The organism is Dyadobacter chenwenxiniae (assembly GCF_022869785.1).
Classification (GTDB): Bacteria; Bacteroidota; Bacteroidia; order Cytophagales; family Spirosomataceae; genus Dyadobacter; species Dyadobacter chenwenxiniae.
Genome location: NZ_CP094997.1, coordinates 2410587 through 2432750 on the forward strand (window position 1 = coordinate 2410587; position 22164 = coordinate 2432750).

17 protein-coding genes are annotated in these 22164 nt (G+C 48.7%); 1 reads left to right on the forward strand and 16 read right to left on the reverse strand.

All coding sequences use genetic code 11. The features are described from left to right. Positions 1-57: 57 nt before the first annotated feature. From MUK70_RS09865 to MUK70_RS09880, 4 genes are all read right to left on the reverse strand, one after another. Complete coding sequence (locus MUK70_RS09865) at positions 58-4251, reverse strand: hybrid sensor histidine kinase/response regulator transcription factor (RefSeq protein ID WP_234656340.1); 4194 nt, start codon at positions 4249-4251, stop codon at positions 58-60. Positions 4252-4266: 15 nt separating this feature from the next. Then, positions 4267-4509, reverse strand: coding sequence for a hypothetical protein (locus tag MUK70_RS09870; RefSeq protein WP_234607294.1), 243 nt, complete (start codon positions 4507-4509; stop codon positions 4267-4269). Positions 4510-4621: 112 nt separating this feature from the next. Then, entirely contained in the window at positions 4622-4906 is a 285-nt protein-coding gene (locus MUK70_RS09875; protein WP_234656339.1) for a hypothetical protein, read from the reverse strand. A gap of 120 nt (positions 4907-5026) precedes the next feature. Next, positions 5027-6502, reverse strand: coding sequence for a glycoside hydrolase family 28 protein (locus MUK70_RS09880; RefSeq protein WP_234656338.1), 1476 nt, complete (start codon positions 6500-6502; stop codon positions 5027-5029). A 60-nt stretch (positions 6503-6562) separates the two neighbouring features. Here MUK70_RS09880 and MUK70_RS09885 point away from each other — a divergent pair, with 60 nt between their 5' ends. Beyond that, the gene (locus tag MUK70_RS09885; protein ID WP_234656337.1) at positions 6563-7093 is read left to right on the forward strand and encodes a GNAT family N-acetyltransferase; all 531 of its coding nucleotides are present in this window, start codon (positions 6563-6565) and stop codon (positions 7091-7093) included. On the opposite strand, the gene cobC is transcribed toward MUK70_RS09885, so the two are convergent. From cobC to cobN, 12 genes are all read right to left on the reverse strand, one after another. Further along, positions 7068-7604, reverse strand: coding sequence for an alpha-ribazole phosphatase (cobC, locus tag MUK70_RS09890; protein ID WP_234656336.1), 537 nt, complete (start codon positions 7602-7604; stop codon positions 7068-7070). The two genes, MUK70_RS09885 and cobC, sit on opposite strands and share 26 nt — an antisense overlap. Continuing rightward, complete coding sequence (cobS, locus tag MUK70_RS09895; protein ID WP_234656335.1) at positions 7589-8380, reverse strand: adenosylcobinamide-GDP ribazoletransferase; 792 nt, start codon at positions 8378-8380, stop codon at positions 7589-7591. Before cobS ends, cobC begins: the two co-directional genes overlap by 16 nt. Then, the gene (gene cobT / locus MUK70_RS09900) at positions 8377-9396 is read right to left on the reverse strand and encodes a nicotinate-nucleotide--dimethylbenzimidazole phosphoribosyltransferase (RefSeq protein ID WP_234656334.1); all 1020 of its coding nucleotides are present in this window, start codon (positions 9394-9396) and stop codon (positions 8377-8379) included. Before cobT ends, cobS begins: the two co-directional genes overlap by 4 nt. An 11-nt stretch (positions 9397-9407) precedes the next feature. After that, on the reverse strand, positions 9408-9920 hold the full coding sequence (locus MUK70_RS09905) for a bifunctional adenosylcobinamide kinase/adenosylcobinamide-phosphate guanylyltransferase (RefSeq protein WP_234656333.1): 513 nt from the start codon (positions 9918-9920) through the stop codon (positions 9408-9410). Next, positions 9917-10498: a cob(I)yrinic acid a,c-diamide adenosyltransferase gene (locus tag MUK70_RS09910; RefSeq protein WP_234656332.1), complete on the reverse strand. Its 582-nt coding sequence runs from the start codon at positions 10496-10498 to the stop codon at positions 9917-9919. Before MUK70_RS09910 ends, MUK70_RS09905 begins: the two co-directional genes overlap by 4 nt. Before the next feature lie 135 nt (positions 10499-10633). After that, positions 10634-11815, reverse strand: coding sequence for an ABC transporter substrate-binding protein (locus MUK70_RS09915; protein ID WP_234656331.1), 1182 nt, complete (start codon positions 11813-11815; stop codon positions 10634-10636). Then, on the reverse strand, positions 11802-12344 hold the full coding sequence (locus MUK70_RS09920) for an AAA family ATPase (protein ID WP_234656330.1): 543 nt from the start codon (positions 12342-12344) through the stop codon (positions 11802-11804). The genes MUK70_RS09915 and MUK70_RS09920 overlap by 14 nt, the downstream gene beginning before the upstream one ends. A gap of 156 nt (positions 12345-12500) precedes the next feature. Beyond that, positions 12501-13439 carry an adenosylcobinamide-phosphate synthase CbiB gene (gene cbiB, locus MUK70_RS09925; protein ID WP_234656329.1) on the reverse strand — a complete coding sequence of 313 codons (939 nt, stop codon included), beginning with the start codon at positions 13437-13439 and terminating at the stop codon, positions 12501-12503. Next, entirely contained in the window at positions 13418-14440 is a 1023-nt protein-coding gene (locus MUK70_RS09930; RefSeq protein ID WP_234656328.1) for a pyridoxal phosphate-dependent aminotransferase, read from the reverse strand. Before MUK70_RS09930 ends, cbiB begins: the two co-directional genes overlap by 22 nt. Before the next feature lie 3 nt (positions 14441-14443). Beyond that, positions 14444-15931 carry a cobyric acid synthase gene (locus MUK70_RS09935; RefSeq protein ID WP_234656327.1) on the reverse strand — a complete coding sequence of 496 codons (1488 nt, stop codon included), beginning with the start codon at positions 15929-15931 and terminating at the stop codon, positions 14444-14446. Then, positions 15915-17840, reverse strand: a complete 1926-nt coding sequence (locus MUK70_RS09940) for a magnesium chelatase subunit D family protein (RefSeq protein WP_234656326.1) — start codon at positions 17838-17840, stop codon at positions 15915-15917. Before MUK70_RS09940 ends, MUK70_RS09935 begins: the two co-directional genes overlap by 17 nt. A gap of 18 nt (positions 17841-17858) precedes the next feature. Further along, positions 17859-22142 carry a cobaltochelatase subunit CobN gene (gene cobN, locus MUK70_RS09945; RefSeq protein ID WP_234656325.1) on the reverse strand — a complete coding sequence of 1428 codons (4284 nt, stop codon included), beginning with the start codon at positions 22140-22142 and terminating at the stop codon, positions 17859-17861. Positions 22143-22164: the final 22 nt, after the last annotated feature.

Sequence of the window (22164 nt, forward strand, 5' to 3'; positions counted from 1 at the left end):
AACGCCCGATCTTGGGAAAACCGGGCATTTTTTTCACAAATCCTAACAGAAGATCGCCTAATTGTCCAATTTATTTTGAAAAATCCCCCGGTTCACCTGGAAATTCTCGTGAAACGGGTTGCGGTATTTCTTGACATATTCGGAGGGCTTCATTTCAAAAAGTTTGGAAAATTGTCCCCGGAAATACTTGATATCATTAATCCCAACCTGGTATGCAACTTCCGAAATCGTCATGTCTGTCGTGATCAGGATTTGTGCTGCGCGACGCAGGCGGATGAACCGGATAAAGCTGTTGGTGGACTGTCCCGATATAGATTTGATGCGGTTATACAATGTTGAATGGCTCATGCCGATCTCAGCGGCAAGCACTTTGATGGAGAAGTCGGGATCGGTCAAATGGTTTTCGACAACGCGGATACATTCTTTCAAAAATTCCTTATACTCGGATGAAATCTTGAAGTCGTTCGCCTGCAATGTGATCTCGTTGTAAAAATATCGCTGCAGGTCATTGCGGTTTTTCAGGATCGCATCCACACGGGCAACGAGCAGTGTTTTGTCAAAGGGCTTACTAATGTAATCATCCGCTCCGCCCTCGATGCCTTTCAGGCGCGATTCCTGGGAAGTGCTCGCCGTGAGCAGGATTACCGGAATGTGGCTCAGCATGAGGTCACTTTTGATCTGGCTGCACATTTCTATGCCGCTGATTCCATCCATGAACACGTCACTGATGACAATGTCAGGCAAATGCTTCCTGACGAGCAAAATCCCATCCTCCCCGCTCTCCGCTTGCAAAAGCTTGAACTTACCGGTGAATGCCTGGCCGATGTACTGCCTGATATCCGCGTCGTCTTCCACGATCAGCATCGTTTTAATGTCCGAGCTCAGCTCTTCCACCACCAGCTGGTGACGCGAAATGGCTGATGATGTGAGCATTACTCCGTCCTCCGAAAGCTCTTCCAACAGCACAGAGTTGCCTTCCTCCACAATGGTCGGCAGATCAGCTGTCACCAATTGCGGATGTGCTTTCCAGAGCAAAACCTTGAAAACGGTGCCGCTGCCCACAACCGATTCATAATGAATGCTCCCAAAATGGCTTTCAATAAAGGTTTTGGTCAAAAATAATCCAATGCCGAAGCCGCCTTTGGAAGGAAAACGCCCGTCTTGAAATTGATGAAAAACGGAGAAAATGCTATCACCCACATTTGTCGGAATGCCCGGCCCCGAATCGCTGACCAGAATCTGCACCTGATCGACCGTTTCAGCGATCTCCAATGTTACAGTTCCATTTTTTGGCGTGTATTTGACAGCATTTGAAACCAGGTTGAAAAGCGCAATTTCTATCTTTTCCCGATCCGCCACCAGCTCCAAATCGTCATTTGGACTTATAAACTGATAGTTAATATGCTTCTGTTCAGCCTGATGGGTAAAACATTGAAAAACTTCCAGCGCCAGTTTCGAGATATTCTGGACAGCCGGGTTCAGCTTGTCGGCTTCCCGGTCCGCCTTCCGGAAAAGCAGCAATTGATCGACCATACTCAGCAATCGTTTCGCATTGCGATAAACAATGTTGAGACTGTTCTGATCGGGATGGCGGTTCTCCGCTTTGAGTAACAGCTCCTTTACCGGGTTGATAATAAGCGTTAACGGTGTGCGGAACTCATGCGAAATGTGGGTAAAAAATGCTAGCTTCTTTTCGTTCAGCTCTTTTTCTTTCTGGGTTTCGAAATGCGCCATCTGGACTTCATATTGCAACCGCGCCTGCCTGATCTTATATTGCTGGTAATAGTAAACAAGAAGCACCCCGACGCCCAGATAAAGCAGGTAAGCCCACCAGGTTTGATACCACGGCGGCATCACACGCACATGGAGGCTCGCTATATTTTCAAACCAAATACCATCCTGGTTAGCCGATTTTACCTTAAACAGATAACCGCCCGGCGGAAGATAACGGTAAGTCGCCGAACGCTCATTTTGCACGTAATTCCAGTCTTTATCCAGGCCTTCCAGCTTGTAGGCGAAGTGGTTACGATCAGGGTAAGCGTAATTTAAGGCGGTGTATTGAATGGCAAAAACGGATTGGCTGGGCTGTAAAACAATCTCCTCCTGTTCTGCGATCCGCTTTTCCAGGATGATCCTGCCATCCTTTTTTGCGCCGACCGCTACATTTTGGCCGAACAATTGCAGGCCGGTGATCATTACTTTCGGTTTATAATCCGATGGTTTGATATCGGCCGGAACAAACAGGTTCCAGCCTTCGGTGCCGCCGAAAACCATTGCCTTTGTATGCTCGATATAAAGCGCCGAGTTGGGATTAAACTGCCCGCCCTGCAACCCGTTGCTCTGGTCATAATGATCAATCCGATTGTTGGAAAGGTTGATCCTGGACAATCCTTTATTTGTACTAAACCAAACATTATCAACGCTTTCCTCCTGAAATGCATAAATTACATCATTGGCAAGGCCGTTCTTCTCTGTGAAATGCCGCGTCGTTCCGTTTTTCGTGTCATATATCAAAAGGCCGTTTCCCTCCGAACCGATCCATAGCCTTTCTTTCGCGTCAAAATGCAATGAAAATATGATGCGGTTAGACAGATAGCCCGCTTTTCCGGGTTCGTTAAAAAACGACTTGAATTGCATGGTGCTTACATCCAGATAATTAAGCCCGCCCCCGTAGCTGCCTATCCAGAGATTTCCCCTGCTATCTTCTTTAATCGCCCTTACGTCATTGGAGTTAATACTGCTGTTGGTGGTCACAAAATTTTGAAATGTGCCTTTTTTACGGTCAAGAAGCGCAAGCCCGCCGCCATTGGTCCCGACCCACAAATTCCGTCTACTGTCCTCATAAATGACCCGAACGTCATTTTTACCCAAACTTGCCGGATTCCCGGGCATGTTGGCATATTGCTTGAATGAGTCTTTTAAAGGATCATATTGGAAAAGTCCGCCGGAATAAGTGCCGAACCATAAGTAATCGTCCCGTCCCCGATGTGCCGCTATGACCGCTCCATCTGAAAGCGCGCCCGGCGCATTGCGAGCGGCATAATGCTTGATGGTTTCTCCTGAGCTTTTGGTTTTATAAATGCCATCTCCATCCGTCCCCAACCAGAGATTGCCGTCCTTATCCACGCACATGCCATAAAATCGGAGGTGACTTTCCGCACGTGAATCCTGGATCTTTTTCTCAAAACTTCGGAATTTCTCCGGAATGCTGCTGATCAGGTAAACGCCCTCACCGTAAGTGCCGAGCCAGATATTGCGGTCGGCATCCATGTAAATGGATTGGACCGAACGCTGTGTAATGCCCTCGTTCCGTGAATTATTGATCTTTTCGAAAGTGTAAGCTCCCGGTTTGCGCTGCGCCACTTGTCTCAGATCGAGACTGTAAAGGCCGCCATCCTGTACGCCCACCAGGAGTTGCCCGCGGTGGTTTTCCAATAACGACAGATAAATGTCCGTGCGGTGGTTCCCGGGCAGGTGTAAAATGTAGAATTTGGACTCATCCCTTTTGAACAATACAAGTCCCTTTGCGGATGCGATCCAGATGTTGCTTAAATGATCCTCATAAATGTTGTTGATGCGCGTGGAAGGCAAATTTTCAAGATTGAGGCTTGCTTTGACAAGCTTCCTGTCCTTCCCGACTTGAAAAATATCGATTCCGGAATCCCTCGTCCCCAGCCAGAGGAGCCCTTTGGAGTCCTCATAGGTGTTAAGGATAGAATTGGTGGTAAGATTTGGAAGGTTTTGCTGATTATAATATGTAAACTTCCCGACCTTTTTATCGAAAAGAGCGAAACCGGCACCGTTCAGCGAAATCCAAAGATTGCCATCCCTCGCCTGCGAAATGTCGCTGACATCCGCGCCCGAGCTGCCCTTGACGGGCATGGGCGTATGGCGTTTGAAAATCTCCTTTTCCGAGACAAATTCGTTCAGGCCATTCCTGGAACTGGTCCATATGGTGCCATCCCGGTCGCGAAAAACTGATTTTACGTAATTTCCGGAAAGACTCTGTTTGTTATCAGGACTATTTTTGAAGACTTTGAAGGAGGTGCCGTCGAAACGGTTGAGGCCGTCGCCGGTTGCAAACCACATCAGTCCCTGCTTATCCTGGACAATGCTGTTTACGATGCCAAAAGACAGACCTTCCTTTAATGAATACCGCAGCACTCTTCCACTCTCAGCAGCTAAAACCGGGAACATGCCCAGGCAGGATAAGCCCAGGCCTATAAGTTTTTTCAGGATTGTCCCCTTCATCAAGTCACTCGTAAATTACTTCAACCAACCCGCCTCTTTTGCCAAAAATAACAATTCAATGACCACGATAATGCCGGCAAACGCAAAAACTGCGTATTTGATTTTGTCCCTTTTGCTGATCGGTGCTTTCGGTTGCTCGACTTTTTTTTCAACGACCACTTTTTCAACAGGTTTCCTCATCAGCGGTGCATCCGCTCCAAGTTTCGCCTTATGAAGCTCAAACAATTCCCTGCGCTTTTCCTCTAGATTTGAACTCATAAACCAAAATGTTTTTTAACCTAACAAATGGATCTTCAATGTTTTGTAAAAAACGTAAACATTTATAATTAATTGAAAAAAAATGTGGGTTATTTCTTTGTTAAAAGCATAATTAATGACTAAAAGACGCCTCATTTTCAAGTACATCGGCCAACTGGTCAATTAGTTCGTTTGCTTCGTAGTAGTACTGCTGCTCGTTCAAGGTGCCCTGGTTGTAGCGTAACAGCAAATTATCCAGATCTGCCTTGATCTGTCTGCGGTGCCGCTTTTCTGGCAGTCGCCGGGGAATCCTTTGCACCATGCGCTTTCTTTTCGGTCTGAAGAGATCGACTATGTGGCTTAGTAAGAAGAAGCTGACGCCCACGATCAGCACACCCAAAAGGTCCAGGAGTATCATCGCCAAGAAGTTAAGCGCCTTGTACGGCTATTCATTTTTATTAGATGAACAATTTACAGTTAATGACGCGATATCTCAACCATTTGGCACCAAAGAAGAAAAAAAATATGGAATTGCATTTCACCTTACCTGGTTAACTATCTGGTCTTTTTCCGGCGTGATCAGATGCACATTTTTGAACTGAATGTTCTTACCATCGGTCAGCTCTATGCCGGAGTCGGCAGTAATGACCATATTTTCCATGATAATGTTCTTTACCGGCATTTCGGCAAGCCCTCGTATGAAAATGGCTTTGGCGGCGCCGTTGCAAACGATGTTCTCAAAATGCATGTCCCGGAAAACCGGAGTGCCTTCATTGACGACTTCCCGCATGTCGCGCGCGCCATCTGTTGCAAATTTCACGAAATAAAAGAGATCAAAGAATACTGCTTCCTGCGCAATGTCCTTCATGTAAATATCCTTTGCATAGATTTTTTCGACCACGCCCCCGCGACCGCGCACGGATTTGAAGCGCAACCCCTTGTCCGTGCCCATAAATGTGCAGTTCTGAACGAAAATATTCCGCGCGCCGCCGCTCATTTCGCTGCCCACCACAAAGCCACCATGCCCATTGTACACAACGTTGTTTCTGATGAGGCCATTCTCCGTGGGTATGCCGCGTTTTCTGCCTTCCTCGTCTTTGCCCGATTTGATACAAATGGCATCATCCCCCACGTCCAGCGTGCAGCCTTCGATCAGAAAGTTTTTGCAGGATTCAATGTCCATTCCGTCACCATTATGCGCGTATTCAGGGTTCTTTACACGCACATTACGGATGGTCAGGTCCTGACACATGAGGGGGTGAATGCACCAGGCGGCTGAATTCTGGAAGGTTACGCCTTCCAGCAGCACCTTTTTGCAGTTGTTGAAAACCACAAGATTAGGCCTGAGAAAATCCTTCATGTCCGCAAAATCCCTTGGCGTTTTGCCCGGCGTGAGCAGCATGCTTTTGTTTTCGGTGCTTGCTTTTTTGAATTGATCACTGGGATACCAGGTTTTGCCATCGTCTTTGAGGACTCCACCGGAAGCAACTTTTTCTTTCCATTGGCCTTCTGTCAACTGGCTTTTGTGAACAGCGCGCCACACATCCCCATTGCCATCCACAATGCCTTTCCCCGTTACGGCAACATTTTCGAGGTTGATGCCGGAGATGGGAGACTGGTTGCGCGCGGCGCTCTTACCCTCGTAAAAACCCTCGGTCAATGCATATTGCGTCTTGTCCGGGGTGAAAAGCAGCGTCGCATTCTCACTCAAATACAGGTTAATATTGCTTTTCATGACAATCGGCCCGGTCATCCAAAGACCCGGAGGCACCATCACAACGCCCCCGCCTTTCCTGCTCAACGCATCAATCGCCTGATGGATCGCATGGGTATTCAGCGTATGCCCGTCGGGAAGCGCACCATAGGCTGTTATCCGGATGGTGTCACGCTTAAAAACGGGCTGCTCCGCTTTTGGAAGATTGGTCCAGCTATAATTTTCCCCATTTTGTGCTGTCGCCCCAAAGGAACAGAGCGCGAGCATTGCCATGGGTAGGAAACGTTTTCTGAATGTCATAATGTTAAAATTAATGGGGCTGGATAAAGAACGGATATATTTTCAGCAGGACCGAATAGTATGGAGTTGATTTCCTTTACAATTTTGTTGCTGCTTACAGGACTAAAAAATATCACGGTCACCATGAATGTGTTTTATAAATTAGCAGAAACGAGCGAAGAATTTGAGCAGGCGAAGGAGCTTTTCATTGAATATGCCAATTCTTTGGACATTGATCTGTCATTCCAGAATTTTTCCGGAGAACTGGAATCGGTCCGCCTGCAATACGACAAACCGACTGGCGCACTTCTGCTCGTCTATCAAGACGGTTCGCTGGCAGGCTGTGCCGGAATCAGGCGATTGGACGACGAAATTGCCGAACTGAAACGGATGTATGTCCGGCCTGATTTCCGGGGATTTGGTATTGGAAAGGAGTTATTGGAAAGAGCCATCGCAACCGCAGCCAGGATTGGCTACAAGAAGGTCCGGCTGGACACATTGAGCAGTATGACCAAAGCGCGCAGTCTGTACGAATCTTTTGGTTTCGAGCCTATCGATCCCTACTATTTTAATCCGATCGAAGAGACTATCTATATGGAACGGGTGATTTGACATGAAAAACTTGTCCGTAACAGACCTGGATGTCGAATATCCGGTTCAAATCCATTCTCTGATGCAAAGCAAGCAGGATTCGGATAGCGCCTGCGTGTGTGACCACGGCAACATTATCTATGTCATTCTCCATTAATTCATTCCAAAAGGAGCGCAATCGCTCTTTCATTTGCAGCATGCTTTCACCGCCGGGAATGCAGACGTTCACGAAATCATCCATCCAGATCTGTAATGCATTTTGGTCAACCGTATCCCATCTTTCGCCTTCCCAATCGCCGAAATGCAGCTCCCGAAGGCGCTCGTCGATAAAGACCTTTTCGCTAATCTCGGTCGCCAGTTTCAGACAACGTGTTGACGGACTGGCATATACCCGGTCAAAACTGACATGTAATTGTTTTCTAACATCGTTAACCTCCGTTAAAAATGTTTCAGCCAATGGGATATCGGACCAACCGTAAATGTGCCCGGCTGTAATAAGTGGCGTGGTGTGCCTGATCAGATAAATTTCCAAAGTGCCGTGAGTGAAAGGTAGAAAGTGACTTCGCTGGTTTGCTGGATAGCGCCGAGGCAATCGCCGGTGTATCCCCCGATCCATTTTTTAAAATAGCGGGTCAGCTCGAATGTAATGATGGCAGGCAAAATGCAACAGATCCAAATGAATGGCGTCCGGCTCACCCAGCCGAGTAAAATCAGTGGGATCAATGCGAAAAGACAGCCCGTTGCAATGCTGGTCCAACCGACCATTTGTGTGGCGGCTTTTGCTTTACTCCCCTGACCAACACGTGCATAAGGTTGTGTGAAAATGACAAAAACAGGCATTAACCGGCTCCAAGCGTGGGCGCTGGCTAACGTGGCTGTGAGAATTGTAAAGTTGTTTTCCCGCTGTAAGGCCAGGTTATCTAAAAGCAGAAATTTCAAAGCCAGCACCGACATTAACCCAACAGAACCATAAGTTCCTACACGACTGTCTTTCATTATTTCCATGATCTTATCCCGCGTCCAGCCACCCCCGAATCCATCGCAAACATCGGCAAATCCATCTTCGTGGAATGCTCCGGTGGTGAGAACCGATGCGATCATAGACAGCGCGAGACCGATCGGAATAGTAGCCAGTTGCGCACCGGTCAGCCAGGTCAATCCCGAAATAAGGCCTACCAGACAGCCGATTAAGGGTAAATATCCTGTTGCCAGACTTAAATTTTCAGGTTTGTACAACACCCGGCCGGGCACCGGAATGCGGGTATAAAACTGCAGGGCGGTGAAAAAGAGCGTCAGTTGCTGTTTCATGCGACTTTATTGCTGACACCGGCGCTTTCAAAACTAGCCATTTCGTTTAAAAACGCCACGGCACTCTGCAAAACAGGATACGCAACAGCGCAGCCCGTACCCTCCCCAAGCCGCATCCCCAGCCGTAAGATCGGGGTTGCATTCAAACTCCGCAGTAAAATTTCGTGCCCCTTCTCCGAGGATTCGTGGCAGAAAACAGCATGTTGCGAAATCTTGGCATGCATTCGAAAAGCTGTCAGATAAGCCACAGAAGCAATAAAACCATCCACCAAAACGACCATTCCCCTATCCGCCGCTTCCAGCATTGCACCGCACATCATTGCGATTTCAAACCCGCCGAAAGTTTGCAGCACGCGCAGGGGATTGTTGTCGAGATCTGCATGGTTCTGCATGGCCTGATGAAGGATCGCCAGCTTGGCAGACATTTGCTCATCACTTAAACCTGTGCCTTTGCCCACACAATCTTCCAGTGGCAAGTCCAGTAATTTGCTCATCATCAATGCTGCTGATGAGGTGTTGCCAATGCCCATCTCGCCAAAACCGATCACGTTACAGCCGGTTGCCCGGACATCGCCCACGATTTCCCTGCCGCGTTGCAGGCACGCATCGCATTCTATTGCTGACATAGCCGGGGAGGTCAAAATATTGTTTGTTCCAAAACCCACTTTCGCGTCGATGAGCTTTTCATTTTTACCAAAATCATAATTCACACCGGCATCCACAACCAGCAACGCTATGCCATGCTGCCTCGTGAAAACATTGATCGCTGCGCCGCCGTTTAAGAAGTTCAGCACCATTTGAGCCGTCACCTCAGCCGGATAAGCACTAACCGCATGTGCCGCGATGCCGTGGCTCGCCGCAAACACGATGATATGCGGCTTTTTGAGCTCGGGAGTCAATGTCTGTTGGATTTGGGCAATTTGAAATGCCAGTTTTTCCAACATTCCCAATGCCCCCGTTGGTTTGGTCTTAAAATCAATTTTATGCTGGATCTGGTCCGCTAATACAACGTTCATGGCTTTATTTTTTAATTTGATTTCTTTAACCATAATGGCAGTCCGGAAACCATAAAAATGGCTTCTTCTGCTTTGCTGGCAACATATTGATTGGCCCAGCCTTGCAAATCGGTGAACTTGCGTCCGAGTTCCGTCGCAGCATGTACACCCATTCCGATTTCGTTGGAAATGATGATGAATGTGCCTTCTAATGCCATAAGGCCATCAATTTCCGCTTTGAATGCTGCCAGCGTTCTTTCAATGTCTTCATCGTAAGAGATGAAAAGATTTGTTAGCCAGAGCGTTACGCAATCAATCACCACCACGCGGTTCTTGATTGGTTGTAAATGAATGTCGGCCCCCGCCTCAATCGAAGTCCATTCAGCTCCCCGTTCCCGTTTGTGACGCGCTACACGTGCTGCAAAATCTTCATCCCAAACCTTTGCCGTAGCCACATAAACAGGCGCAGAACTGACTTTCAAAGCCATTTCCTGCGCAAAACCACTTTTCCCGCTTCTGGCGCCGCCGCTGATATAAACGATCATTTGTCAGCTGTTTTGAAACGCTTATACAAAAACAGCTGCCACTTTTCTTCCGCTACACCCGCCTTATCCATTTCGGCCCGGGCCAGCGTAAAAAACAGGTCGGAAAGCCGGTTGATGTAAGCGGGGATCGCCTCATCCACGGAATCGGTTTTAATCAATGACACCAGTCTCCTTTCGCCCCGTCTCATCTGTGTCCGCACCATGTGGCACAAAGCCGAAATCTCGTTTCCGCCCGGCAACAGGAAATAGTCCGAAGGCGAAGTCATGGCGGCTTCCAGGTCATCGATCCAGGTTTCACAAAACTCCGCACCGTCTACCGGCATCGGGTTAGTGTTTTCCTTCTTCGCATCCGAAGGCCGTGCCAGATGCGACATCATATCCATCAGATCTTTCTGAATTTTGTGCAAATTAGACTGCCATTCATGATCAGTTCCGAGCTTCACCCGCATTAATCCGATCGTAGAATTAACTTCATCCAGCGTTCCGATGCATTCGATGCGTACATTATCCTTCGGAACCCTGCTCCCGCCAAACAGCCCCGTGGTTCCTTTGTCTCCTTTTTTGGTGTAGATTTTCATGGTTAATTTTGAATGAGTGAATGACTGAATGATTGAATGTGTGAATGTGTGAATGTGTGAATGTGTGAATGAGCGGGTGCCATCGCTCGGAATGAACAGCAAACGCAAAGTCCCTTTAGGGATTTAGGGCAACCCCTACTCGATCTTCTGATAGTAAACCAATTCATGCGCTGGCAGTAATTCCGGGTGGAGGATTTTGATTAGATCTGCCAGCACCAGGTGCGGGCTCACTGCTCCTGATTCCCAGTAATCGTTTGCGCCGTTGGCTGCTTGCCTTTTGTTATGGGTAAATATGTTTCCTGTTTTGAAGGCCTTGAAATCCGCATAGCGCCGATCTTTATCCAGAAGCTCCTGCCTCGATTTTACGCCCAGTATCCCCACATTTAACCAGAAATCTGCATGCAAAGCAATCGGATACACCGTTTCAAAATTGAGCGGGAGACTGCCTGTTGCCTTCGTGTCCGCCCACTGGTAATGCCCGCCAGCATCCTGAAATAACCTGCTAACATAGCCGCTGCCACTCGGGACGAACCATGCGTCTTTCGAATTCATGCCCGAAACCAGGCTTGGTTTAGTTCTGCGGCCCTTTGCCAGCTTTGCGAGGCGTGCATATTCCTTTTCGGATTCCCCAAACCTGGCATTCACCTCTGCTTCCTTGTTCAGCAGGGCGGCCATCAATTTCACCCATTCGGCGCGGGCAAGCGGCGTGGTCTCAATCCATTCCGAATTGACCATCACAGGAATTCCAGCTTGTTTGAGCGACTGATAGCGGTTGATTTTGGACACCGGGCTCCCTATCGCCATTACCAGATCGGGATGCATGGCAATAAGCAGTTCTTCATTCAATCCCTGATCCTTTCCCACTTCCTTAATATCGCCCGACTTAATCCGCGCCCGGATCTTTTCGGACGAGACGTAAGTAAGGTTTCCCATGCCGGTAACAATGTGCTCGGCGCCTAAAAAACCAACCAATCCAATGTGCATGGAAGACATAGGAACCAGGCTTTGGACAGGAATTGGAATGATCTGTGCGCTGGGATAACCTGCTGGTTTTGGGGTGCCGCGTTGGAGGAGGACAAATGTCATGGTGTCCGTAGTCTTCTCAAACGGGCTCATGATTTTGACCAATTTGAAATTTTTATGGTAATCAATGGTAAAACCTTTCGCATGCCTGATGACAACTTTCTCCTTAAAAAGCGCTGGCCCTTCATAGCCCGATTCCCCTTGCTCATAAAGCGTTGACGAAGTGCTGCAAGCGACCAGAATGGCCGCAAGAAACACAATACAACATCCTGATAGAAAGTTACTTATATTCAATTCGTTCAAGTTTTGTTAAAGTAAATTCAACCCGTTTCTCAACGGATGCCAATGGCAATTCCGTCACCTGATAACCGAGTTCGGTATACACTTTTTTGATTTCCGAATACAATGCAGCGGCTTCACTGAATGTCTGCCAACGCTCGTTATCATTGATGTAAATTGCCTCCCAGGGTGGCGCGATAAAGACCTCGGCTGCATACCGGAATGTTACAGCCGCGGTCATAAATGCATCATCAACGGGCAAGCCGCCAAAACGCAGATAAGCAATAATATCCGGAATGCCACGATCAAAAAAGGTGAGGTTATCGTACGAAACATTTTCAAAATCAAAGATCATTTTACCTAAACAGAGCCTGGCAAAACACGCCAGATCTTTCCATGGAACACATTCCGAACTCCTCGCCACCTCCTGCCGGATCAGCTCCCGCGAAACCTCCGGCACACATTGGAAACCAGAACTTTCCAGCGCAATCAGCAACGTCGATTTTCCAGAACCCGGCCCACCGGAAATAATAATCTTATTCATAATCTATTTTTATTTCCAATTCTAATTCCCGTTGACTTAAGTCAACGGCGAAGAATTACTCTTTTTCTGACTTAAGTCAACGGCGAAGAATTATTCTTTTTCTTTCAACGGCGAAGCATTTATCGACGAAATATTTTTTCGGAATATTATTTCTTTTCAAATTTTTAATATCATGAACCATATGCAGCATAACAAAATGGTTATCAGACATACCAGGTGATTTATCTGCGAAACTTTTCTGATTTCTTCTTTCCTAATTCTCCTCCCGTTCTCCCCTATATATGGTTTGTCGATAAGCACTCCGTGATACACATTGGGACCGCCAAAACGACAATGGAGAATGCCTGCCAGAGCCGATTCGGGATAGCCTGCATTCGGGCTTTTGTGTTTGTTGCCGTATTTGAAAATAAACCGCAGTCCACGCCAACTGCCTGTCACCAGCACCATTAATAACGCCGTGATCCGCGCCGGGATAAAGTTGGCCGCATCGTCCAGCCGAGCCGCGAATTTTCCAAATTGTTCATAGCGGGCATTATGGTAGCCAATCATGGAATCCATTGTATTGATCATTTTGTAGGCCATCATACCCGGCGCACCAGCCAATGCGTAGTAAAACAGCGGAGCCACAACGCCATCACTCAGATTCTCCGACATGGTTTCAAAAACGGCCGTCCGGATCTGCTGCTCACTCAATTGAATTGTATCCCTTCCCACAATCCGCGAAAGTTGCGCACGCCCCTCAGAAAGTCCCCTCTTTTCCAGCATATCAAAGACATTCTGACCTTCCGAAACCAGATTTTTGTTGGCCAGTCCATAGTAAACCCAAATGCTGTTAATTACCACAAAAAGCCATTTGATCTCAAAAACCGCATTATTTAACATTGTTAAAATAAAATACACAGCCAAAACCAGGCATAAAGCCAGCAATGCTCCTTTTAAAATCTTGCTGCCCCCGTGATTTAAATTCCGCTCCCCAAGCGCAATCGCATCGCCAAACAACCGCACGGGATGAGGCCAGTGATCGGGATCGCCGAGCAAAAGATCCAGAAGATAGCCGACGCATAACGGCACGATCAGTAATAGCGCGTTTTCCATGCTTCGAGCGCGTTAATGAGCAGTTGATTTTTATCAGGACAGAGCGCGGCAATCCTGAAATGCTGGCGTGTCAGGTTTCGGAAATTGCTGGCATCGCGGATCAGAATCTGGTGTTCTTCGAGCAGAAAGGTTTTGAGCTGGGCAGCATTACGAATGATGGTTTTAGCAAGAAAAAAATGCGTATCGCTATCTTCAATTTCAAAAGCATCATTTTGTCTGAGCTGATTTGTCAGCTCTTTTTTATCATATAGTAACTGCGCAACGGGCGGCTGGACCTCATCAAAATGATCAAAAATAAAGGAACCCGCTGCCAGCGCAATCGCATTAACAGACCAGGGTTGCTTTATGCGCAACAGTTGATCAATCCACTCATTTCCAGCCAGGATATAACCCAGCCTAAGCCCCGGAATCGCATAAGCTTTCGTAAGCGACCGCAGAATGATCAGGTTTTCAAACTGGCTTAATGCTTCCAGCATCGACCCGGTGCCAGGCGCAAAATCAATGAATGCCTCATCCACCACAAACACACATTGCCGGTTGATGCGCAGCCAGAATGTAAGATCAGGAAATGTGAAACCCGTGGGATTATTCGGGTTACATATAAAAACGAGGTCACTTTTGAGTCGGGGCAGTTCCAGACTTTCCTTCCAGCTCAAAAACTGCATTTCGTGCCCGTGCATGGCGCAAGCATCCTCATACTCCGAAAATGCGGGCGTTACAATCGTGGTTTTCTTTCCTGCAAAAAGCTGTGCAATCAGGTAAATGCTTTCGGTTGTGCCATTAGCGACTAAAATCTGATCATTGGAAAGTCTGTGATGCCCTGTGATTTGAGCAGTCAGACCTTCGCCGGCCACCTCGGGATAGCGATTGATATTTGCCCATTTTTCAAAAATATACTCCTTCAAACCCGCCGGTTCGCCTCCATACCAGACATTTGTGCTGAAATCAGCCAAAATTTCCTGTCCGTAACGGTAACCATCATCTCCATGCCCGTGTAACATGCGCTAGATTTTAAGGGATTTATAAATCAATTCCATATCCACATTCGCCCGGATCACGTCCGCCAGCTTATCAAATTGCTTTTCCTTAAATGCCCGGAAACTGATCTGATTTTCAGAGTGATCCGTTGTATAGGGCTGCAACAAATGAGCGATCACCTCATCATTATCAAGAATCCCGTGCAGGTAAGTGCCCCAGGTTTTTTCATTGAGAAAACAGCCATCATTCCGTCCGTCAGACAATGTTGCGACGGCTTTTTCATGGCCCGTAATCACCGTTTCACCCATATGGATCTCGTAACCAAATGCCAGGTTTTCACTTTCCCGAAACCGGAACCGGCATTGCAGTGTCGTTTTCTCTGCTTGCAGCGTGGTTGAAACCGGTAAAATACCCAAGCCGGGCACACTTTCAGTGGTGCCTTCCACATGGTGCGGATCCAGGATCGTTTCGCCCAGCATTTGATAACCGCCGCAGATCCCGATAACCGTTTTGCCTGACTTATGCGCTTGCAAAATTGCTTTTGCGACACCATTATTTTTGATAAAAAGCATATCATCAATGGTGTTTTTGCTGCCTGGGATAATGACGATATCGGCGTTTGCTATTTCGGCGGGATCATTCGTATAAAAGAGGTTAACCCGCTGATCGCTTTCTAGCCGGTCAAAATCCGTAAAGTTGGACAAGCGCCGCAGCAGAATAACGACCACATTCACTTTGCCGGCCACCGAAGTTTTATATTTGGATTCCAGCGAAACGGAATCTTCCTGCTCTATGTAAATATCCCGGAAATATGGCAAAATGCCCACCACCGGCAGGCCCGTAAGTTCTTCCAGCATACGTTTTCCATCTTCGAACAAGCGGCCATCACCCCTGAATTTGTTGATGATAATGCCTTTCATGCAGGCTTTTTCTTCGTCTGTAAGCAATGCTATGGTGCCGTAAACGCTGCCAAAAACGCCTCCGCGGTCGATATCGCCGATCAGGTAAGTGGCGGCTCCGGCGTGGGCGGCCATGCGCAGGTTGGTAATGTCGCGGTGTTTCAGGTTTAGCTCCGAAATGCTGCCTGCGCCCTCCATCACAATCGGGTGATAGCTTGTCGAAAGCCGATTGAAAGCCTCCTTTACAGCTTCGAACAGTTCGCGGCGGTCATTGGCCATGAAATACTCGTAAGCCGACTGATTACCAACCGGTTTACCATTCAGAACCACCTGTGACGATTGGTCGCTCGTGGGCTTCAGCAGCACCGGGTTCATATCCGACAAACACGGAATTCCGGCCGCCTCGGCCTGCATAGCCTGCGCGCGTCCAAGTTCGAGTCCGTCCGCTGTTACATAGCTGTTTAGCGACATATTCTGCGCTTTGAATGGCGCGGGCTGATAGCCATCCTGCTTGAAAATCCTGCAAAACCCAGCCGTAATCACGCTTTTCCCCACATCCGAGCCCGTGCCGACAAACATGATCGGCCTGAGCGGCTTCCTATTGTTGCCTGTCATAAATATGAGAATGAATGGTGCCCGTAATCGATTCTGCCGAAAGCTTATCCAGGGACAAATATTCCCCTTTCAGCGCGTTAGCCAGCTCTGCGGCCCGGCCTAGCCGCAGGTAACCGCCTTCTGTGTCGAGTACCAATGATTTTATCTGCATTTCTCCAATCGTAGCAGCCAGTTGCAGTGCCTGTTGCCAGGGATCGCCGCCGCCCGCCAGTGGCACATTTGCCTTTCCGTCACTAAGAACAATCAATAACGTTTTAGCATCAACATGTTCTTTTTTAATAAGTTGTAATGAAGCTTGAAGAGCGTGGGCCAATGGTGTCCTTCCACCTGTCGGTAAATTTTCCATTGCTTGCTCCGCAGATTCAATGCTGCGTGTGGGTTCCAGCAGCACCTCCGCTTCCACGCCGCGAAAAGCGATCACCCCTACCCGGTCACGCTTTTGATAAGCATCTTGCAAAAGCGCAAGCACGCTTCCCTTTACCGCTTCCATCCGCTTCCCCGCCGCCATAGAGCCCGAAGCATCCACCACAAACAGGATCAGTTGCCCCGTTTTTCCAGCCTTGATTTTTTGATGCAGATCTTCATTTTTAATAACCAGTGTATTATAATCGGATGCGGACGCCTGACGCACGATGGCGTGTCTGATCGTTTCGGAAACGGCCAGACTGCCATCGGAGAATTTCTCTGCACTTATCTGAAAACCCTTTGGCATATTAATGGTTTTCTGGCGGCGGGCGACATTCTGCTCGGGTGAAAAAATGGTTTTATCTGAATGAATGTCAGGAACCTTGGCTGAAACGGCGGGAAGGAAAACTTGTGCCGTATCGGATGGACAATCTCCTTCTAGGCATTTGTCCTGGTTTCTATCATGACCAGATTGGGAATCTTCCGGTTCGGGCTGCTCCTTTTGCGCATTGTCCAGCGGAGATTGCCCTTTGTGAGACGGAGATTGCTTATCGCCTGGCGTGGCATTCCGGTCAGCTTCTGGGTTATTTTGTTTTTGTTCAAAAGGCTTTTTCCCTTTGCGGTGTATCAAAACCAGCTCCGCTGCATGCCGAATATCGTCGGCGATAACCGTTTTTCGGTTGGCCATTGCGGCCATGGTGATTGCGGTTTTATACATTACTATATCCGCCCGCAGGCTCGCCACAGACCTTTCTATACAAAGCTGGCTGATCAGTGTGAGCAGACCTTCGGGCATGACAACTTCGGGAAGGAGACTTTGCGCATTTGCGATTTGCGTTTGCAAAGCCAGTTGCGCACCGTTCCAATGCGCTGTAAACTCTTCCGCATTGTGTTCAAAAGAAATCCTTCTTTTGACAACCTCGGTCCTCTCCGCGATATCCCGCTGCGCTTCCACTTCCACCATTAATCCGAATCGGTCCAGAAACTGCGGACGAAGGTTGCCTTCTTCCGGGTTCATAGTGCCAATCAGCGCAAAACGTGACGGGTGAGCTATCGAAAGACCTTCCCGCTGAATGGTATTAACGCCCGATGCGGCCACATCCAGCAGAATGTCCACCAGATGATCGGGCAGCAGATTTACTTCATCCACATATAAAATGCCCCTATGTGCAGCTGCCAGCAGTCCGGGCAGCAGCTTTTGCTTTTTCTCCGAAACCATTGCCGCAATGTCCAGACTCCCGATCACGCGGTCTTCCGAAGCACCCAGCGGCAAGTCAACAAACGGAACCGGAATTTTGGGCAACCGATGCGTTTCACCGGAAGAGACTTCTGAATGAATATAGGGCATGACGGCCGCAAGCCCTCGGACCGCCGTGCTTTTGGCGGTGCCCTTTTCTCCCTTGATCAGCACACCACCAATAGCAGGGTTCACCGCACAAAGAAGCAGCGCTTTTTTTAGTTTCGGTTGCCCTACTATCGCAGAAAATGGATAATGTTTACTCATTTACAGCTTGTTAATGTACTATTCGGCCCGTGCTTCCAGCAGCGTTTCGCTTTTGATATACAAATCTTTTAAACCATCCAACGCCGCCTGCGAAGGGGCTGCCCACATACCTCGCTGGGCCGCTTCAAGCAATCTTTCTGCAATTGCATTCAGCGCCCAGGGGTTATTTTCCTCAAAAAATTGTTGCATTTGCGGATCTAGCGCATAGGTTTGGGCCAGCTTTTCGTACATCCAATCCTCGGCCACGTGAGCCGTGGCATCATAGCCAAAAATATAGTCGACCGTCGCAGTAAGCTCCAATCCGCCCTTGTAACCATGTTTCTTAATGCTCTCGATCCATTTCGGGTTAATCACCCGCGACCTGAACACGCGCAATGTTTCCTCCTTCAAGTCCCTCACAATCGGCAACGCAGGATTTTGAGAATCTCCAAAATAATGTTTCGGCTGCTGGCCTGTAAGGTTACGGATCGTAGCGATCATCCCGCCATGAAATTGGAGGTAATCGTCGCTGTCGAAAATGTCGTGTTCGCGGTTGTCCTGGTTGTGCAGCGCCACTTCTACCCCCGCCAGTCGCTGCCGGAATTCGGTCCTGGCGTCCACACCTTGCGCGTTTTTGGAATAGGCATATCCGCCCCAATTGACGTAGGCTTTTGCCAGATCGGCATCAGAATGCCAGTTGCGCTCGTCGATCAGCGGCAAAATTCCTGCACCGTATGCTCCCGGTGCTGCGCCGAAAATCCGGTAAGCAGCCTTTTCCTCGGCCTCTTCAATGGTGAGGTTGTCGTCCTTTTGTAGTTCCGCTAAATCTTTTAAATAATGTTTCCGGACAAAATTTTCTTCCAACGGCTCGTCCTGCGCGATAACCATTTGTACAGCATCGTCCAGCAACTCAATCAAATGTGGAAAAGCGTCTCTGAAAAACCCGCTGATCCGCGTCGTTACATCAATGCGTGGACGGCCTAGTTCGGCCAATTCGATGATCTCGATGCCGGTTATGCGCCTGCTTTCCGCCTGCCAGACCGGACGAACGCCCAGCAGCGCCAGCACTTCGGCCACATCGTCCCCTTGTGTTCGCATAGCGCTCGTGCCCCAGATGCTTATCCCAACGCTTTCGGGATAGCGGCCGGCGTCTTTGAAGTGTCTTTCCAAAACTTCGCGCGCAAGTTGTTGTCCCACTTCCCACGCAGCTTTGGAAGGGAGCACGCGCGGATCGACGGCATAAAAATTACGTCCGGTGGGCAGAATATGCGCCATACCACGCGTAGGCGCACCGCTCGGCCCGGCCGGAATGTAGCCTCCGGAAAGTCCGTGCAACAGGTTTGTGATCTCTTCATCCGTTCGCGCGAGGTCAGGCAGCAGCGCCCAGCAAACGAAAGCAAGAATGGATCTGATATTTTCAAAACCCGCACAGGCAGGCGTCACGTTAAGCGTTTCAAAAATCACCTGGTCAATGGAAGCGGGCGTAAAATGATAATGTTCAAGCAGTCTGAACAAATGGTTGCTCAGCTCGTCCATCACCTCCAGAGCGTCCGCACCGGTGACAACTTTCCTTCCGGCAAGCTGTTCGAATTTAGGGTCAACTGCATGGAGCTTCTCTCCTTTTTTTGCCAGAATATCATTAAGTGGAAGATCAAATAATGTTGCTAACTCGGACTGCAAACCGGCGACTGCACCGTTTTGGAGCCTAGTAAGCGCCTGTAACATATCTGCCAGTGCGCCGCCTGCGGGCATTTCTCCCAACGTATGGAGGCCATTACGGATCTGTGCGGCGCCGAGTTCACACAAATAGCCATCAATGTCCTCAATGAGGTGGGCAATGTCCTTCCCATCCATTTCGGTCAGACTTACGGGCACGCCCTCGGGCGTCATTTCATCGTCCCAGTCATGTTTGTGATCGCCATGGTCACGGCTGAGCATAGCGGATAGGTCGGTATCGAGATTCGTACTCCGGATCAGTTCCCAAATCTGCCTTTGCAACAACGGTAACTTCGACGGGTCCAGACTTTCAACCTGATAATATTCATCGACCAATTGCGTGAGTTGCGCCAATTCACCGTAACTATCTGCCGAAGTCATCGGTGGAGTAAGATGGTCAACGATCACAGCATGCGCTCTTCGTTTGGCTTGCGAACCTTCTCCGGGATCATTGATAATAAAGGGATAAAAAAGCGGCATATCGCCCAGCAATGCATCCGGAAAGCAGTTTTCGGAGAGGCCAATGCTTTTCCCTGGCAACCATTCAAGGGTGCCGTGCTTGCCTACGTGCACAATTGCGTCGGCGCCCCAACTGTCGCGCAGCCAGCGATATAATGCATAATAATGATGCGTTGGCGGCAGGTCGGGCTGATGGTAAATGGCATCCGGGTCCATGCCGTAACCACGTGGCGGTTGCAAGGCCACGAACGCATTGCCCAGATCCAACCCCGCCAATGCGATCCTTCCGTTATGCACAAAGGTTTCGCCTGGCGCGTTTCCCCATTGATTGACAATCTTATTTTTTAATGCTTCCGGCAGTTCTTCAAACCATTTTTGATATTGATGCGCCGGAACGTGTCCGGCTGCATTTTCCAATTGTTCGTTGGTCAGATAATTCTGGTCATAGGAGCAGCGATCGATCAATGTGTGGATCAATTCGTTGCTCGTAGCAGGCAGGTTTTTAATCTCATAACCCTCCGCTTGCATCGCATGCAGCATATTCATCAATGATGCCGGTGCATCCAACCCAACTGCATTTCCTATCTGAGAAGCTTTTGTATTGGAGTTTGTAAAAATGAATGCGATGCGTTTTTCAGCATTTTTGAGATGTCGTAACCTGGCAAAACGGAGCGCCAGGCCGGTAACGCGCTCCACCCTATTATCGAGCGGTTCGTAGCCCTTTGTTTCCTTGCCCTTTTCTTTAAACGAAACCGGAACCGTAATGATCCTGCCGTCAAATTCGGGGATCGCCACATTCATTGCCGTATCGAGCGGGTTCAAGCCCCGCGACGAAGTTTCCCACGGTCCGCGGCTCATTCCACTTGTAATGGCCTGTAAAATGGGCACATCCAAATTTGCCAGCGCCGCTACGGGCTTGCTAATCGTTCCCGCAGGCTGAATGTCCGTGATCGCAAATGAAATGGTGTTGATCAATACATCCACGTGAACCGACTCATGATCAAAATACTGGAAAGCGATCGGCTTGCCTGAAACCGGGTCAGCCGCTTTCAAAGAAGATGTAAAAACCGGCAACACATTCACATTCCGGCTTTCAAGCGACCGGATCATTGCATCCACAAAATGCGTGTTTCCGCTGATCCAGTGTGCGCGATAAAAGGTGATTGCAACCGTTGGGAAAGCCGGATTTTTGTATTTCAACCAATCCGTAATGTCTGCGTTTTCAGGAAGGTCGGGATGGTAAATTCCATGTTCGGGCAGCTGAACCGCAGGTTCTGCCCCGAAACCCGTCATCAGCAAATGATCAGACAGATAGCAAAGCAATGAAGTAAAGTTGGCGTAACCGCCCGTTTGCAGATAGTTTAATGTTTCTTGCAAAATAACAGGCGAAACAGTGGAGACGGCTGCGAAGTCGGGATTTAATTCACCGGTCCCGCTTACGATGATCAAATGTTGTTGCCGCTCCCTGGCAAGCCTGACCAGCTCGCCATAACCCGGGATACTGCTTAATCTGCCATGGATGCGGATCACAATGATCTGTGCTTCGGCCAGTTCCCTGGTCAGCAACTGCTGCATTTGTTCTTCACTTTTCACGGCCAGCAAACTGATTCCCATTGTTTTAGGAAAGTCATCTGGCAATATTTCCATGGCGCGGTTTAATGTCAGCAAATCCGTGTCCGCATGTGTCATAAACACAATGCCTTCTGTTGGCAATGCTGCTTGTCCGCTGATCGTGGCCGTTTCTGAGCCTTTCCAAGTGTAGAATTGGAACACATATTCGGCCAGATCGGACGGTGGAACGAGATAGCGGTCGGCTTTCACCATGCTTTCGATATAATCGAAAATCGCGATGATCTGCCAGTCGTTGTTAATGGAATGAAACCACACCGAATGCCCGTCAAACAACAGAGTAACCACATTCGCCAGCGTGCACGGCCCGAGGCAGCCCCCTTTGGTCATATGCACTACATTGCGCAGCTTCCTTTTGAGCCACTCACTTTTGTACAATTCCACGGGAATCGCAGCATAACCCCGGTCCGTGCGACCGCAGCAGCAGGCGTTGTAGCAATACGACAAATGCCCCCGCCGCTGCACAAGGTTAATCGCTTTTCCGTCCGCACGGGTGATACGCTGTCGTTTGGTTGTCATTTTTTTGCTGTCGGCTTTCGGC

Bases quoted from the DNA above. Each gene is read 5' to 3' on its own strand.
- MUK70_RS09865 (WP_234656340.1), bottom strand. From the start codon at position 4,251: ATGAAGGGGACAATCCTGAAAAAACTTATAGGCCTGGGCTTATCCTGC.
- MUK70_RS09870 (WP_234607294.1), bottom strand. From the start codon at position 4,509: ATGAGTTCAAATCTAGAGGAAAAGCGCAGGGAATTGTTTGAGCTTCAT.
- MUK70_RS09875 (WP_234656339.1), bottom strand. From the start codon at position 4,906: ATGATACTCCTGGACCTTTTGGGTGTGCTGATCGTGGGCGTCAGCTTC.
- MUK70_RS09880 (WP_234656338.1), bottom strand. From the start codon at position 6,502: ATGACATTCAGAAAACGTTTCCTACCCATGGCAATGCTCGCGCTCTGT.
- MUK70_RS09885 (WP_234656337.1), top strand. From the start codon at position 6,563: ATGGAGTTGATTTCCTTTACAATTTTGTTGCTGCTTACAGGACTAAAA.
- cobS (WP_234656335.1), bottom strand. From the start codon at position 8,380: ATGAAACAGCAACTGACGCTCTTTTTCACCGCCCTGCAGTTTTATACC.
- cobT (WP_234656334.1), bottom strand. From the start codon at position 9,396: ATGAACGTTGTATTAGCGGACCAGATCCAGCATAAAATTGATTTTAAG.
- MUK70_RS09905 (WP_234656333.1), bottom strand. From the start codon at position 9,920: ATGATCGTTTATATCAGCGGCGGCGCCAGAAGCGGGAAAAGTGGTTTT.
- MUK70_RS09910 (WP_234656332.1), bottom strand. From the start codon at position 10,498: ATGAAAATCTACACCAAAAAAGGAGACAAAGGAACCACGGGGCTGTTT.
- MUK70_RS09920 (WP_234656330.1), bottom strand. From the start codon at position 12,344: ATGAATAAGATTATTATTTCCGGTGGGCCGGGTTCTGGAAAATCGACG.
- cbiB (WP_234656329.1), bottom strand. From the start codon at position 13,439: ATGGAAAACGCGCTATTACTGATCGTGCCGTTATGCGTCGGCTATCTT.
- MUK70_RS09930 (WP_234656328.1), bottom strand. From the start codon at position 14,440: ATGTTACACGGGCATGGAGATGATGGTTACCGTTACGGACAGGAAATT.
- MUK70_RS09935 (WP_234656327.1), bottom strand. From the start codon at position 15,931: ATGACAGGCAACAATAGGAAGCCGCTCAGGCCGATCATGTTTGTCGGC.
- MUK70_RS09940 (WP_234656326.1), bottom strand. From the start codon at position 17,840: ATGAGTAAACATTATCCATTTTCTGCGATAGTAGGGCAACCGAAACTA.
- cobN (WP_234656325.1), bottom strand. From the start codon at position 22,142: ATGACAACCAAACGACAGCGTATCACCCGTGCGGACGGAAAAGCGATT.